This window comes from Psychroserpens mesophilus, assembly GCF_050617655.1.
Lineage (GTDB): Bacteria > Bacteroidota > Bacteroidia > Flavobacteriales > Flavobacteriaceae > Psychroserpens > Psychroserpens mesophilus_A.
Genome location: NZ_JBODQC010000003.1, coordinates 155,599 through 172,780, shown reverse-complemented (window position 1 = coordinate 172,780; position 17,182 = coordinate 155,599). Strand labels below are relative to the sequence as shown.

Annotated in this window: 11 protein-coding genes; 10 read left to right on the top strand and 1 reads right to left on the bottom strand. The window is 33.2% G+C overall.

Going from position 1 to position 17,182, the window contains the following annotated elements; genetic code table 11:
- Nucleotides 1-38: 38 nt before the first annotated feature.
- The 6 genes from ACRHNM_RS07520 (at nt 39) to ACRHNM_RS07495 (ending at nt 6,481) form a co-directional block, all read left to right on the top strand.
- Nucleotides 39-986, top strand: a complete 948-nt coding sequence (locus ACRHNM_RS07520; protein ID WP_431135238.1) for a glycosyltransferase family 2 protein — start codon at nt 39-41, stop codon at nt 984-986.
- 81 nt (nt 987-1,067) lie between these two features.
- Nucleotides 1,068-2,798, top strand: a complete 1,731-nt coding sequence (locus ACRHNM_RS07515; protein WP_431135236.1) for a phospho-sugar mutase — start codon at nt 1,068-1,070, stop codon at nt 2,796-2,798.
- A complete protein-coding gene (locus tag ACRHNM_RS07510) occupies nt 2,798-4,639 on the top strand; it encodes an ABC transporter ATP-binding protein (RefSeq protein ID WP_431135233.1) in 1,842 nt (613 codons plus the stop codon). The genes ACRHNM_RS07515 and ACRHNM_RS07510 overlap by 1 nt, the downstream gene beginning before the upstream one ends.
- Nucleotides 4,640-4,922: 283 nt before the next feature.
- Entirely contained in the window at nt 4,923-5,465 is a 543-nt protein-coding gene (locus ACRHNM_RS07505; RefSeq protein WP_431135231.1) for an RNA polymerase sigma factor, read from the top strand.
- 63 nt (nt 5,466-5,528) lie between these two features.
- Nucleotides 5,529-6,029 (top strand): hypothetical protein, encoded by a 501-nt coding sequence (locus tag ACRHNM_RS07500; RefSeq protein ID WP_431135229.1) that lies wholly within the window; start codon nt 5,529-5,531, stop codon nt 6,027-6,029.
- 2 nt (nt 6,030-6,031) lie between these two features.
- Nucleotides 6,032-6,481, top strand: coding sequence for a hypothetical protein (locus ACRHNM_RS07495; protein WP_431135227.1), 450 nt, complete (start codon nt 6,032-6,034; stop codon nt 6,479-6,481).
- Between the two features lie 351 nt (nt 6,482-6,832).
- On the opposite strand, the gene ACRHNM_RS07490 is transcribed toward ACRHNM_RS07495, so the two are convergent.
- Nucleotides 6,833-7,831, bottom strand: a complete 999-nt coding sequence (locus ACRHNM_RS07490; protein ID WP_431135226.1) for a YHYH protein — start codon at nt 7,829-7,831, stop codon at nt 6,833-6,835.
- 250 nt (nt 7,832-8,081) lie between these two features.
- On the opposite strand from ACRHNM_RS07490, the gene ACRHNM_RS07485 reads away from it, so the two are divergent.
- The 4 genes from ACRHNM_RS07485 (at nt 8,082) to ACRHNM_RS07470 (ending at nt 17,163) form a co-directional block, all read left to right on the top strand.
- Nucleotides 8,082-9,296, top strand: a complete 1,215-nt coding sequence (locus ACRHNM_RS07485) for an RsmB/NOP family class I SAM-dependent RNA methyltransferase (protein WP_431135224.1) — start codon at nt 8,082-8,084, stop codon at nt 9,294-9,296.
- A gap of 6 nt (nt 9,297-9,302) precedes the next feature.
- The gene (locus ACRHNM_RS07480; RefSeq protein ID WP_431135222.1) at nt 9,303-11,207 is read left to right on the top strand and encodes an endonuclease; all 1,905 of its coding nucleotides are present in this window, start codon (nt 9,303-9,305) and stop codon (nt 11,205-11,207) included.
- 166 nt (nt 11,208-11,373) lie between these two features.
- A complete protein-coding gene (gene purL / locus ACRHNM_RS07475; protein ID WP_431135220.1) occupies nt 11,374-15,060 on the top strand; it encodes a phosphoribosylformylglycinamidine synthase in 3,687 nt (1,228 codons plus the stop codon).
- 333 nt (nt 15,061-15,393) lie between these two features.
- The gene (locus ACRHNM_RS07470; protein WP_431135218.1) at nt 15,394-17,163 is read left to right on the top strand and encodes an AMP-dependent synthetase/ligase; all 1,770 of its coding nucleotides are present in this window, start codon (nt 15,394-15,396) and stop codon (nt 17,161-17,163) included.
- Nucleotides 17,164-17,182 lie beyond the last annotated feature (19 nt).

Genomic DNA, 17,182 nt, shown 5'->3' with positions numbered 1-17,182 from the left:
ATCAGTACTTTTGAATATTAAATATTTAAAATTATTGAATGAATATATCAGTAGTCATACCGCTACTTAACGAACAAGACTCTTTAAAAGAATTACACGATTGGATTGCAAAAGTCATGCAATCCAATCGTTTTTCGTATGAAATCATCTTTATAGATGATGGAAGCACAGACGATTCTTGGTTAACCATAATGCAACTTTCTCAAAAAAATGAGAATGTTAAAGGCATTCGGTTTTTGAAAAATTTTGGAAAATCACAAGCCTTACATGCAGGTTTTGCAAAAGCTCAAGGTGATGTCGTCATTACGATGGATGCCGATTTACAAGACAATCCTGATGAAATTCCTGAGCTTTACAACATGATTATTATTGAAAAATATGACCTTGTATCTGGATGGAAGAAAAAAAGATACGACTCAATCCTATCCAAAAATTTACCCTCAAAACTATTTAACTGGGCAGCAAGAAAAACTTCAGGTGTTCAACTCAATGACTTTAATTGTGGTTTAAAAGCTTACGATAATAAAGTGGTTAAAAATATTGAAGTCAGTGGTGAAATGCATCGCTACATCCCAGTTCTTGCTAAAAATGCTGGTTTTACAAATATTACTGAAAAAGTAGTAAAACATCAAGCGAGGAAATACGGTGAAACTAAGTTTGGAATGGATCGCTTTATCAATGGTTTTTTAGATTTAATAACCATTTGGTTTATTTCACGATTTGGTAAACGTCCGATGCATCTTTTCGGAGCCTTAGGTGTTTTAATGTTTGGAATTGGTTTTGCTTTTGCCATTTATTTAGGTGTCGATAAATTATTCTTAAACCCAACTGGAAGATTAATTACTCAACGACCACAATTTTATATAGCGCTCGTAACCATGATTATTGGAACACAGTTTTTTGTTGCTGGTTTTTTAGGAGAAATCATTTTAAGAACCAAAGAAAACAAACAACGTTACCTTATTAAGCAAGAATTAAACTTGTAAATACAAACACTCTAAAATTAACGCCAAGTATAGATATAACACCTTATAAAATACTTATTTTTGTAGCATACTTTGTAATTCATGAAACATATTGAACCTCAACTTTTAGAACGGGTTAACACCTGGTTAACTCCTACTTTTGATAAAGATACTCACAACTATATTAAAAATTTAATCGCGAACGACACCAAAACACTTAAAGAAAGTTTTTACAAAGATCTTGAGTTTGGTACTGGTGGAATGCGAGGTGTCATGGGAATTGGTACTAACCGTATCAATAAATTTACCCTTGGAAAAAATACCCAAGGTCTGAGCAATTACATCAAGCAATCTTTTCCAAATGACAACCTTAAAGTCACCATTGCATTTGATTGCAGACACAATAGTAAAACTTTAGCTAAAGTTGTTGCAGATGTGTTTTCTGCTAACGGAATTAAAGTGTCCCTTTTTGAAGACTTACGTCCGACACCAGAATTATCTTTCGCTTTAAAACATTTAAATTGTCACTGCGGAATTGTACTAACAGCATCTCATAATCCTCCTGAATACAATGGTTATAAAGTGTACTGGCAAGATGGCGGACAACTAGTTCCGCCTCAAGATGCTGAAATTATCACAGAGATTAACCGATTAGATTATTCTGAAATTAAATTTGAAGCTAATGAAGATTTAATTGAATACATAGGAAAAGACATCGATGATGTTTTTATCAATAAATCTGTACAAAACGGAAGCTTTAACACCTCAGCTAAAGCCAAAGAAAACTTAAAAATCGTTTTCACTTCATTACACGGAACATCAATTACTGTAATTCCTGAAGCTCTTAAAAGAGCTGGTTATACCAATGTTCATATTGTTGAAGAACAGCGTGAACCAAACGGTGATTTTCCAACAGTAAAATCTCCAAATCCTGAAGAGCCTGAAGCCTTAAAAATGGCAATTGAATTAGCCAATAAAGTTGATGGAGATATTGTGATTGGTACAGATCCTGATTGTGATCGCTTAGGAGTTGCCGTCCGAAATTTAGAAGGAAAATTAGTAATTCTCAATGGAAATCAAACGATGTTGCTAATGACCAATTTTCTTTTAAAACAATGGAAGAATGAAAACAAAATTAATGGCAATCAGTTCGTAGGTTCTACCATTGTATCTACTCCAATGATGCCAGTTCTAACCAATTCTTATGGTGTAGAATGTAAAATTGGTTTAACGGGTTTTAAATGGATTGCCAAGATGATTAAAGACTTTCCTGCTATGGATTTTATTGGTGGTGGAGAAGAAAGTTTTGGTTTTATGGTTGGCGATTTTGTCAGAGATAAAGATGCCGTAACATCTACATTACTAGCTTGTGAAATTGCAGCTCAAGCAAAAGAAAAAGGCATTTCAATGTATAAAGAATTAATAGAACTCTACATAAAACATGGTTTTTACAAAGAGCGTTTGGTCTCTATTACTAAGAAAGGAATTGAAGGTGCTCTAGACATCAAACAAATGATGATTAATGCACGTGAAAATCCGTTACAAGTCGTTAATGGTTCTAAAGTTGTTCGCATAGAAGATTATCAATTATCTACTGTAAAAGACTTTATCACTGGAAAAGACACTTCTATACACATACCAAAATCCAATGTTTTAATCTACTATACCGAAGATGGAAGCAAAATTGCATTGCGTCCGAGTGGTACTGAACCAAAGATTAAGTTCTATATTAGCGTTAATACAACTTTAGACAATATGTCAGCATTTGAAGCTACGGAACAACAATTGGAAGCTAGAATTGACGCTATCCTTAAGGATATGAATTTAAACTAATGGATCAAAATCTTAAAAAAATAATTCCATATGCAAAACGGTACAAAGCCAATATTGTATGGAACATTATTTTCAATATTCTTTTTGCACTTTTTAGTACACTTTCGTTTATAACCATGTTTCCTCTTTTGGAAGTTTTATTTCAAAAAGGGGAAGACGTAGAAGCAAAAGTCACAACTAAGCCCATATACACAGATATCTGGACTATTGGAGATTATTCAAAAGATTTGTTCTACTATCACATTTCAAACTTACAAGAACTTAAAGGTCCACAATATGCTCTATTGTTAGCTGTCGCTCTTGTGATTGTGACTTTTTTGCTTAAAAATCTATTTAACTATTTAGCATCATACCACATCTTACGTTTAAAAAACGGTGTTTTAAGAGATTTACGTGCTAAGATGTATGATAAAATCATAAGTTTGCCTATTCCATTTTATTCTAAGCGTACTAAAGGCGATATTATGGCAAGAATGTTAGGTGATATTGGAGAAGTACAACGTTCTTTCTTTTTAATTTTAGAACTTATTGTAAGAGAACCTTTAACCATTTTATTTACCATAATTGCCATGCTTAAAATAAGTATGGAATTAACCTTGTTTGTATTTATCTTTATCCCTATTTCTGGTTTTATAATTTCTAGGGTTGGTAAAAATCTAAAGTCTAAATCTACACGTTTGCAACAAGAATCCGGCAAACTCATTTCTACAGTAGAAGAAAGTTTAACAGGTTTAAAAGTCGTAAAAAGCTATAATGCTGAATCAAATTTTAAACAGAAATTTTTGAATTCAATCAATAAGATCTTCAAATTATCCAACAGCATTGGTAACAAAAACAACCTTGCATCACCAATGAGCGAGTTTATGGGAATTGTAACTATTGCCATCTTATTGTGGTATGGTGGAAATCTGGTTTTAGTTGAAAAAACTCTAGATGGCGAATTATTTTTAGTCTATTTAATGTTAGCTTACAATATCCTTACTCCAGCAAAAGCTATTTCTAAAGCGTCTTATTCTGTTAAAAACGGATTAGCTGCGGCTGAGCGTGTGTTTGAAATTTTGGAACAGGAAGATACAATTCCAACAAAAGAAAATGCCATTATTAAGCAAGACGTTTCAAATGGAATTTCTATTAAAAACATAAACTTCAGGTACCAGGAAGAGGACGTTTTAAACCATTTTTCTATACATGTTCCTAAAGGAAAAACAATTGCATTGGTTGGACAGTCAGGAAGTGGTAAAAGTACAATTGCCAACCTTGTAACACGATTTTATGATGTCAATGAAGGTTCTATTGAAATTGATGGCATCAATATTAAAGATATGGACATTCATTCCCTTAGAGATTTGATAGGACTCGTTACTCAAGACTCTATACTATTTAATGACACCGTAAGAAACAACATATTGATTGGTAAAGAAAATGCCACAGATGAAGAAATTATAGAAGCCTTAAAAATAGCCAATGCATGGGAATTTGTAAAGGAATTACCTGAGGTATTAGATACCAATATTGGAGATTCTGGTGGCAATCTATCTGGAGGTCAAAAACAGCGACTCAGTATCGCAAGAGCTGTTCTTAAAAATCCACCAATTATGATATTAGATGAAGCTACTTCTGCTTTAGATACCGAAAGTGAACGTTTAGTGCAAGATGCTCTTGAAAACATGATGAAAAACAGAACTTCAATTGTTATAGCACATAGATTGTCTACCATTCAAAATGCCAATGAAATTATTGTCATGCAAAAAGGTAAAATTGCAGAACAAGGCACACATGATGAACTTATATCAAAGAATGGTGTTTACAAAAAGTTAGTAGACATGCAAAGTTTGGAATAAATAATACAAAAGCTATTGAAACAGAAAAGGACACAACATAAGTTGCGTCCTTTTCAATTCTATTACCAGATTTGGGGACACTGGTAATATGTTTGTAGGTTAAGCTGAAGCAAACATATAATAAATAAATGGTTCAAACAAAAAAAAAATGTATTTCATCGTATTTTTTTAACACTTAATCGATATTGTTTATTTTAATATTTTGAATATCAAATAGTTAATATCAATAATAAATTTGATTAAACTTTTAGTATTTTAAAGTGTCTAAGTAAAAAATGAGTTTTTGAAAGAAGAACAAGACTTTATACAACGATTAACAACAAAAGAATCTAAAGATGCTGCCTTTAAAGAATTATTGCAACTCTATAAAGAACGCTTGTATTGGCATATTCGTCATATAGTAAAGTCTCACGAAGATGCAGATGATGTACTTCAGAATACGTTTATTAAAGTATATAAAAACATTCATGATTTTAAAGGCAATAGCAAGTTGTATTCATGGATGTACCGAATTGCAACAAATGAATCGATTACACATATCAATAAGAATTCAAAACGTCTGCAACTATCCAATGAAGAGTATCAAAATCAAGCCATAAATAATTTAAAATCTGATGTGTATTTTGAAGGAGAAGATATTCAAATACAACTCCAAAAAGCAATCGCAACATTACCAGAAAAACAGCAATTGGTGTTTAACATGAAGTATTTTGAGTCTGTGAAGTATAAAGATATGGCAGAAATTTTAGAGACTAGTGAAGGCGCATTAAAAGCATCATACCATATAGCTGTAAAGAAAATTGAAGCTTTTTTAACTAAAGATTAAACCTTTAAGGTCAATAATAGTCTTAAACTTAAAGCCGCTTTTGCATAATGCAAAACTATAAAAATGAAAAACAAGACAATACATGAAATAAAATCTGCTGGTTTCAAAACACCTGACCACTATTTTGAGTCTTTTGATGCTAAGCTTAAAGAACGTTTAGTTGACAACGATTTGATCAAACAAATTAATGGTTCCGGCTTTAAGGTTCCTGATAATTATTTTGAAAATTTAGACACTAAAATCTTAAATCAGTTGGAAGAAAACAAACCCGTAGTTTCATTACATTCAAAACGTAAGTTTTACTACCTTACTGGAATTGCAGCATCTTTAGCATTACTACTTTATCTGTACAACCCTTCGGAAATAATTACAATTCATGATATTGAAACAGCTTCCATAGAACATTATTTAGAGGAAGAAGATTTCACAAGTTATGATTTAGCGGCTCTTTTAACTGAAGACGAATTGAACAAAACCAATTTCATTGAGAATGAAATATCAGTCAGTAAAATTGAAGATTATTTATTAGATACTATTGAAATTCAAGACTTAATATTAGAATAAAAATGATAAAAAAAACAATTATAACCCTTTTATTTTTAGCATTCGCGTATAGTGGATTTGCTCAAAAAAAGGAAAGAAAAGATCGTATAAAGGCCTTAAAAATAGCATTTATAACTGAAAAATTAGAACTCTCAGAAACGGAAGCTCAAAAATTTTGGCCTATTTATAATGCTCATGAGAAAGAGATGGAAATGTTGCGAATAAACGGTCGCGAAAAGCGCAAGAACTTAAACCTCGAAACCATTACCGAAGAAGAAGCTAAATATGCATTACAAGACCTTTTGGCTTTTGAAAAAGAACAGCAAGAACTCAAAGTCGATTTAGTAGAAAGCTTATTAACAGCTATTCCTGCAAAAAAAATCATCTTACTAAAATTTGTTGAAGAACAATTTAAAAGACAAATGCTTGAAGAATTAAAAAAACGAAGAGAAAAAAAAGGACCTCGAAATTAAAAGTTTAATAAAAACTTATATGCACTAAAGAAAACTAAGTAATATTTTATGAAGTTTTTAATTTTTTTTGTAATTCTAAAATATAAATTTCAGATCTATTTAATGAGAACCTAATTTAATATCACCTTCCGAGAGATGGACTTTACTTCCATTAACATAGAGATTAAAATTTTCTTTACATAATTAGTTCCGAATTGTTTTTACTCCATACTGAATAATATCTCTAAATTGATTATTAGACTACTCACACCATTCTTAACCCCTAAACACATTGCTAACAATAAGTTACGAGCATGTGTCGTTTAAATTGAAAAGATTAGAATCAACAAGAGAACTACTCTTTATTTCATCTTATTGAAGCGTAAAACTATTAGTTGCCGAAAGACCCTTTAAACATTTTGGTACATTTGGTGCTTCAGTATTACTAGCAACATAGTGATAAACACCATCTGGATATTCTGTAGTAGCAGCAATAAAACCTCCACATTCATCCAGTCCTGAAGGTTCAGTTTCATAGGCATAAATTGGGAAACCATCTTTTGCAAAACCTACTAATTTACGACCTGAAACTTGATTCACTAAGGTACACGATAGATCATTAATACCATTAGATATTAGAACTTGATTCATTGTTTCAGCTATAAAATGTAAATGGTAATATCCTGATGGGTCATGGTGTCCACCACAAGGATCTATAGCAGGAATATTTCCTACGCCAAGCATGGGACCATCAACTACAGAAGGTGGATCTCCATTAATTGGGACTCCATTAATAGAAACACCAATTAGTTCCATAATATCTATAATATTATTATTGGTCGCTAACACCGGAACTGTTGGTATTAAGAAGGTTAATTGTAAATTATTATCAGGAACGGCTTCCTGACAATAAGAAAATCCACCAGGATTTGGAGGACCAGTAAAATCATCTATATAAATTTCTCCATTATTACCTATAATGTCATAACCATCTTCTTCCATAGCATTAAACAAGCTTGCATTCAGGACTTGAAAACCTGGATTTGTATCTCCATCATAAATACCCAATCCGCCAACATCGTCAAGTGTTTCAGGACAAAAAGGGCCATTATTTATTGGATTGCTGGAAAAGACTAATTTGTAACACTCACTTTCAGAACCATCTTCTAACGTACAGTCTACTTTTTGATAAGAAATCAATGATGTTGAATTAAAAAAAGCTTCTTTAATTAGATCGTCATTAATAGTGTTAACATCATCGTTAATATTACGATCATCACTACTATTACATGCATATAATGGCAACATACATAACAGCAATATAAAACCAAATGCTTCTAGATTCTCTAAGGCAACCTTATTAATTTTCATGTTAAGTATTTTAGTTAGTCTATGTATCATATGCTTCATAAAAACGTCACTAAGGTAACAATACCTAATAAAAGACAGACCAATTTAAGAGAAAAAACTCATCAAATATTCTAAAACTCATGTTATTTAGACGTTTCATGCGTTAAAATAGAAAATGTTAATGTTCTTTATTTTCCAAATAATAACACTTTCCCATAAACCCTTCAATATATCAACTTTTAATGTACCTTTGCATGCTTAATTTTTTATAATGCGTTTACACAGAAATTTATGCTTTGCAGTTATTGATGGATTAACTTTAATCTTCAATGAAGGAAAATATGCAGATAAAGTCATTCAACAGCTTCTAAAACGTGATAAACGTTGGGGAAGTCGCGATCGTGCATTTGTTGCTGAAACTACTTATGATATCGTTAGATGGAAGCGCTTATATGCTGAAATTGCTGAAGTAAAAACACCTTTTGACAGAGATAATCTTTGGCGAATTTTTGCTGTTTGGGCAACTTTGAGAGGTATCAAATTACCAGACTGGAAATATTTCGAATCGACACCTTCTCGAAAAATAAAAGGACGTTTTGACGAATTGTCTCAAACAAGAAAATATAAAGAGTCTATAGCAGACTGGATGGATGAACTTGGTGTAAAAGAACTTGGTGAAGCTGTTTGGTCTAAAGAAATTTCTGCTTTAAATGAACAGGCTGATGTGGTTTTAAGAGTTAACACCTTAAAAACGACTAAAGAAAAATTGCAAGCAGAGCTGTTTGATCTTGGTTTAGAAACTGAAGCTATTAAAGGTTATCAAAATGCATTACGATTGAAAGAGCGTGCTAATGTATTTCAAACTGAAGCCTTTAAAAATGGGTGCTTTGAAGTTCAAGATGCATCTTCTCAATTAGTGGCAGAGTTTTTAGATGTTCAACCAGGAATGCGAGTTGTTGACACCTGTGCTGGAGCTGGTGGAAAAGCGTTACATCTAGCCTCTTTAATGGATAATAAAGGTCAGGTAATCGCTTTAGATATTTATGGTAACAAACTCAATGAATTAAAGCGTAGAGCTAAACGAAATGGTGCTTTTAATATTGAAACCAGAGCCATTGAATCTACTAAAGTTGTCAAGAAACTTTATGATAAAGCTGATCGCGTTTTAATTGATGCACCTTGTTCTGGGTTAGGTGTATTACGAAGAAATCCTGATGCTAAATGGAAACTTCAACCTGAATTTATTGAGGAGATAAAAAAAACACAACAAGAGATTCTGCAACAGTATTCTCGCATTGTAAAACCTGGTGGCAAACTGGTGTATGCAACCTGTTCTGTATTACCTTCGGAAAACAGAAAGCAAGTTGACACTTTTTTAACATCTGAACACGGAAAAGAATTTACCTTTGTAAAAGAAAATAATGTTTTTGCCCACAAATCTGGATTCGACGGATTTTACATGGCATTACTTGAAAAGAAAAAATAAAACACAATGAAGCATTTATATACATTATTAATTTCACTTATTACCCTAACGGCTTCAGCACAAATTCCTGCAGGTTACTACGATTATGCAACTGGAACTGGGTATACACTAAAAACACAGCTTAAAAGAATTATTAACGATGTTGATGATCCTCAAATTAGCAATACTATTGAAGAACAACATGACCCTCAAAGTTATAACTCTCTAGACAACTTCAATACCACTTACGAAAGAGATTACTATTATGAAACCAATGGTGATAATACCATTTTAGATATGTATTCTGAAAATCCAACCGGAGCAGACCCTTATACGTTTTTACCAGGTTCCGATGAATGTGGAAATTATAATAGTGAAGGCGACTGTTACAACAAAGAACATGTGATTCCACAATCAGTTTTTGGTTCGCAAACGCCTATGTATAGTGATGCGCATCATTTAATACCTGCTGATGGTCGTGTGAACGGATTTAGAGGTAATTCTCCATTTGGTCGTGTAGATGATAGCCAGCTTGCAAATCAGTCTGGAATTACAAATCCTACACAAAACGGTTCAAAGCTTGGAGATAACTTAAACAGCGGTTACTCTGCTGGTTACTCAAATACCGTTTTTGAGCCAATTGACGAATTTAAAGGCGATATCGCACGAATCTACTTTTATTTCGTCACGCGCTATGAAGATCAAATTACCTCCTGGTCATCATATGACATGTTTGATGGTAGTTCAGATAAAGCTCTAGCAGATCCTTTTTTAAACATTTTAATTACTTGGCATCAAAATGATCCTGTGTCTCAAAAGGAAATAGATCGTAATAATAATATTTACTACAACCATCAAAACAATAGAAATCCGTTTGTAGATCACCCTGAATATGTAGCCCTAATTTGGGATACAACTCCAGATACTGAAGCGCCAACAGACCCTACAAATTTAGTAGCTTCTAATCCAACAGATAACAGCATCGATTTAAACTGGACACCTGCCACTGATAATATTGCTGTGGCATCTTATGATATCTATGTCGATGGAACAAACACATTTAATACAACAGGAACTTCATTTACAGCTACAGGTTTAGCAGCAGATACTAACTATTGTTTTACTGTAAAGGCTAAAGACAATTCTGGTAACGAATCAGGATTTAGCAATCAGGATTGTGAAACAACCACTAATAATGGAAGCTCAGGTGGTGATATCGATATTTTCTTTTCTGAATATATAGAAGGAAGCGGAAGCAATAAAGCTTTAGAAATTGCAAATTTCACAGGAGCAGATGTTAATTTATCAGCTTACACGATAAAACTTAATGTTAATGGTGTCAGTACTTGGGGACCAGCATTATCTTTTCCAAGTGGAGCAACTATTACAAACGAGGACGTCTATGTAATTGCCAATGGAGGCTCAACCATATGTACAGATGAAGATGACTATTTAAGTAACGATATGACTTCTTTTAATGGAAATGATGCTATTGGTTTGTTTAAAAATGATGTTCTTCTCGATATCATTGGTGTATTTCAAGACGATTCAAACTTCGCTCAAAACACAACGTTAGTAAGAAAGCCAACTGTTGACAGACCAACAACAACTTTTGATATTAACGAATGGAATGCTTTTACATCTAATAATTGTGACGATTTGGGTAATCATACGCAAACTTTAAGTATTGATGATGTCACTTTAGAGACGTTTAAAGTGTATCCAAATCCATTTAATAATAGATTACACATTGAATTGAGCTCGGCTAAGAAAACACAAGTTACTATGTATAACGTTTTAGGAAAGCGTGTTGTTTCTAAAACTATTACTACTTCCGAAACCATATCAACTCAAAACTTATCTAACGGCATTTACATCTTACGTGTAACACAAGGCAATACTACAATTAGTAAAAAATTGATTAAGAATTAAAGTTCTATACTAAATAAAAAAAGACCAATAGAATGTGATTTCATATTGGTCTTTTTCGTTAATAAAAACGTGAACAACTCAAAATATTCGAGCAAATAATATACGCTAATTACATTGAAAAAAAGTAAATTTGTAATTTACTAAACACAATACAAACTAAGACATAATGATTCATTTCTTCGGAAACCAAAACAGTAAAGTATTTGCTGTTCAAGCCACAAAAGAATTATCAACAGAAACCATCTCTAAACTGGTATGGCTTTTTGGAAACCAATCAAAAATAGAACAAGCATCTCTCGATGCTTTTTTTGTTGGACCTAGAGCTGCAATGATAACTCCCTGGAGTACCAATGCTGTCGAAATCACTCAGAATATGGGAATTGAAGGCATTTTAAGAATTGAAGAATTTGAAGCTGTAACTGAAGACTTTAAGGATTATGATCCTATGATTTCTGAAAAGTTTAATGGATTGCACCAAGAGATCTTTACTATAAAAATCAAACCAGATTCTATTCTAAATATTGCTGACATTTCAAGCTATAACCAACAGGAAGGCTTAGCTTTAAATGACGAAGAAATAAACTATTTGGAAGGAGTTTCAAAAAAAATAGGCCGACCATTAACCGATTCTGAAGTCTTTGGATTCTCTCAGGTGAACTCAGAGCACTGTCGTCATAAAATTTTCAACGGAACATTTATAATTGATGGAGAAGAAAAGCCCATGTCGCTTTTCAAAATGATTAAAGAAACATCAAAGCAACATCCTAACGATATCGTTTCTGCCTATAAAGATAATGTGGCTTTTATAAAAGGTCCGAAAGTAGAACAATTTGCTCCTAAACGTGCCGATATCCCTGAATACTACACGATTAAAGATTTTGAATCTGTTATTTCTCTAAAAGCAGAAACACATAATTTCCCAACAACTGTTGAACCTTTTAACGGAGCAGCAACAGGTTCTGGTGGAGAAATCCGCGATAGGTTAGCTGGAGGACAAGGCTCTTTACCCTTAGCAGGAACAGCGGTTTACATGACATCCTACTCTAGATTAGAAAATGACAGACCTTGGGAACAAAAATTTAAAGCCAGAGATTGGTTGTATCAAACTCCAATGGATATTTTAATAAAAGCTTCAAATGGTGCTTCTGACTTCGGAAATAAATTCGGACAACCTCTGATTTGCGGTTCTGTATTAACTTTTGAACATGAAGAAAATTCATCTTCAAGTACAGCAAAAGCTAGAAAATTAGGATATGATAAAGTCATCATGCAAGCTGGAGGAGTTGGATATGGAAAAGCAGAGCAAGCCATAAAAGATACTCCAAAAGAAGGTGATAAAATCGTCATTCTTGGTGGAGAAAACTACAGAATTGGAATGGGTGGAGCTGCAGTGTCTTCTGCCGATACTGGAGAATTCGCTTCAGGCATTGAATTAAACGCTGTACAGCGCTCAAATCCTGAAATGCAAAAACGTGCTGCAAATGCAGTTCGTGGCATGGTAGAAAGTGATGAAAACCATATAGTATCTATACATGACCATGGCGCAGGAGGCCATCTCAATTGTTTAAGTGAATTGGTTGAAGATACTGGTGGTAAAATTGATTTAGACAAACTGCCTGTTGGTGATCCAACCTTATCTGCAAAAGAAATTATTGGCAATGAATCTCAAGAGCGTATGGGATTAGTTATTGCCCAAAATCATATTAACACTTTACAAAAAATTGCTGAACGAGAACGCTCTCCAATGTATACTGTTGGTGATGTTACTGAAGATAATCGATTTACTTTTCAATCTAAAACCAAAGGTGACAAACCTATGGATTTAGCCTTAGAAGACATGTTTGGTTCTTCTCCAAAAACTATTCTAACAGACATCACTGTTGACAGAAAATATAAAAATCCGCGCTATAAAACAAAGAACTTACAAATTTACCTGGAACAAGTGTTACAACTTGAAGCTGTAGCTTGTAAAGATTGGCTGACAAATAAAGTAGACCGTTGTGTTGGTGGCAAAGTTGCTAAACAACAATGTGTTGGACCTTTACAAATTCCTTTAAATAATGTTGGAGTTATGGCTCTGGATTATAAGGGAAAAGAAGGTATTGCAACATCAATTGGTCACTCACCTATTTCTGGATTAATCCATCCAGAAGCTGGAAGCAAAAATTCAATTACTGAAGCATTGACAAATATTATTTGGGCACCTTTAAAAGATAATTTAGCATCTGTTTCTTTATCTGCAAACTGGATGTGGCCATGTAAAAATGAAGGTGAAGATGCACGTTTATATAACGCTGTGAAAGCTGTTTCGGAGTTTGCAATTGATTTAGGCATCAATGTTCCAACAGGAAAAGACTCATTGTCTATGAAACAGAAATATCCTGATGGCGAAGTGATTTCTCCAGGAACAGTAATCATTTCTGCGGCAGGACATTGCAATAACATTTCTAAAGTTGTTGAACCGATGTTGCAAATTAATGGCGGAAACATTTATTATATCAATATCTCTCAAGACCATTTTAAATTAGGAGGAAGTTCGTTTCACCAAGTGTTAAATACAATTGGAAATGAAGCTCCTGATATCAAAAATTCTGCGTTTGTTAAAAACACCTTTAACACCATTCAAGAGTTAATTAAAGCTGACAAAATTGTTGCTGGACATGATGTGGCTTCAGGCGGATTAATCACAACCTTATTAGAATTATGTTTTGCTAATGTGAATTTAGGAGCTGATTTTGATATTTCCGCTTTAAACGAAGACGATTCAATTAAAGTTCTCTTTGCTGAAAACTCAGGACTTGTATTCCAAGCTGATGCTTCAATTGAACCTATTTTATCTGAACATAACATTGAATTTTTCAATATTGGTTCTGCTAATACTTCAGGACAAGTAACCGTTAAAAACAATGAGGACACCTTCTCTTTTGATGTTTCAGAACTGAGAGATGTTTGGTATAAAACCTCTTTCCTACTCGATCAAAAACAAACGGCTAATGGTTTAGCTGAAGAACGATACAACAATTACAAAAATCAACCATTAACTTATAAATTCCCAGAACACTTTACTGGAAAATTACCTGTTATTTCGAGTGCAGCTAAGAAATCTCGCCCTAAAGCAGCAATCCTTAGAGAAAAAGGAAGTAATTCTGAACGCGAAATGGCAAACGCCATGTATTTAGCAGGTTTTGATGTTAAAGACGTGCATATGACCGATTTAATTTCAGGTCGTGAAACTCTTGAAGACATTCAGTTTTTAGGTGCTGTTGGAGGCTTTAGCAATTCTGACGTTTTAGGTTCAGCCAAAGGTTGGGCTGGAGCCATAAAATACAATGACAAAGCAAATAAAGTTATTAAAAATTTCTTTAAAAGGGAAGACACATTATCTGTTGGCATTTGTAATGGTTGTCAGCTTTGGATGGAACTAGACCTCATTAACCCAGAACATGAAATACATGGTAAAATGATTCATAATGACTCACATAAGCATGAGAGCAGCTTTACTTCTGTTAAAATTCAACCTAACACTTCTGTAATGCTTTCATCATTAGAAGGTTCTACTTTAGGAGTGTGGATTAGTCATGGCGAAGGTAAATTTAAATTACCTTATACTGAAGACAACTATCATATCGTTGCTAAGTATGGGTATGAAACTTATCCTTCAAATCCTAATGGATCCGATTTTAATACTGCTATGCTCTGTGATAAAACAGGTCGCCATTTAGTAACCATGCCACATATTGAGCGCTCAACATTTCAATGGAATTGGGCTAATTATCCTCAAAACAGAAAGGATGAGGTATCACCTTGGCTGGAAGCTTTTGTGAATGCTAAGAAATGGATTGAAAACACTTAGGCTTTTGTTAAAAAACCTTTCATAAAACGTAATGTATTGCCCAACTGATAAGTCTTTACCAAACGTATATCTCGATCAGTTTTAATTTCGTTGTTACAATACATTATCCATACTTTTTCGTGTTTTTACAAATAATTTATCTGTTATTATTGAAATTTATGAATACGATATTATTAAGTTTTATAGTGAGAAATTTAAATATGAGGAGCTGTTATCATTATAACGCCTTTTATTTGTACTGATTTCTATTTTTTTTTAGTATCATCAATGCCATTTAGTATTTGCGATATCTTCATTTATTAACTATTTTGCATATCTAATAAAAAATTACTGATGACAGAAGTTACACGCCTTTTTGATTTTCCATATTACCAATTAGAAAACAAACCTAATGCTAGTGCTTTAGTAACAAAATACAATGGAAAATGGACACCAACATCCACTCAAGAATATATCAATAAGGCAAATGCTGTAAGTAGAGCCCTTTTAAGATTAGGCGTTAATAAAAATGATAAAATTGCTGTTATTTCAACCACAAACAGAACAGAATGGAATATCATGGATATTGGAATTCTTCAAGTTGGAGCACAAAATATTCCTATTTATCCAACCATTAGTGCCGAAGACTACGAATATGTTCTCAATCATAGCGAATCAATTTACTGCTTTGTTTCAGATGTAGAAGTGCTTGAAAAAGTAAAAAAAGTCAAAGCTAAAACTAAAATTAAAGAGATTTACTCTTTCAATCATATTGAAGGCTGTAAACATTATTCCGAATTATTTGAACTTGGAAAGGACGAAAGCAATCAACCTGAAGTTGAATCTAGAAAAGACGCTGTAAAACCAAGCGATTTAGCAACCATTATTTATACTTCAGGAACGACTGGAAAACCTAAAGGTGTTATGCTATCACACTGGAACATTACCAGCAACGCTTTAGACAGTTCTCCAAGAGTTCCTCTAATAAAAGGTGAAAACCGAATATTGAGCTTCTTACCTATTTGCCACATATTTGAACGCGTTTTAATTTACGTTTATCAATATGCAGGCACCTCTATTTACTTTGCTGAAAGTATTGATAAAATTGGTGATAACGCAAAAGAAATCAAGCCCAACTTAATGAGTGTTGTTCCTCGATTACTCGAAAAAGTATTTGATAAAATAATGCTTAAAGGCGAAGAGTTAACAGGCATAAAAAAGGGATTGTTTTTCTGGGCAGTTAAATTAGGAGAAAAATGGAAACCATATGGCGCAAATGGTGCATGGTATGAGTTTCAACTCAAAATAGCAAATAAACTTATCTTTAATAAATGGCGTGAAGCTCTTGGTGGTGAATTAGGAACCATGGTTTCTGGAAGTGCAGCACTTCAACCAAGATTGACAAGAATTTTTGGAGCAGCAAAAATGCAAATTATGGAAGGTTACGGACTCACCGAAACATCTCCTGTCGTTTCGGTTGGGATGTATAAGGATAAACTTTTTAAAGTAGGAGCAGTTGGAAAACCAATTAGAAATGTAGAAGTTAAAATTGCTGAAGATGGAGAGATTCTTATCAAAGGCCCAAATGTAATGATGGGTTATTATAAAGATCCTGAAAAAACAGCAAGCGTAATGTCTGGTGATTACTTTCATACAGGAGATAAAGGGGAAATTGATCAAGATGGTTTTTTAAAAATCACTGGACGTAAAAAAGAGATGTTTAAGACTTCAGGAGGAAAGTATGTCATTCCTCCTCTTTTAGAAAACGACATGAAGCAATCACTTTTTATAGAACAAATCATGGTAATTGGTGAAGGTGAAAAAATGCCTGCTGCTATAATACAGCCTAATTTTGATTTTATTCGTGATTGGATCGACCATAAACAAAATGGAGTTGGTAAATCTAACGAGGACATAGCCAATTCTGAAATTGTGATTAATCGTATCCAAAAAGAAATTGACAAATACAATAAACATTTTGGTAAATGGGAACAAATTAAACGTTTTGAACTTACTCCAAATATTTGGTCTATCGATGGAGGACATCTCACTCCTACCATGAAAATGAAACGCGATGTCATTAAAGGTATTTACCAAGATCTTTATGATAAAATTTACAGATAACATCCATTCAATGGAATAA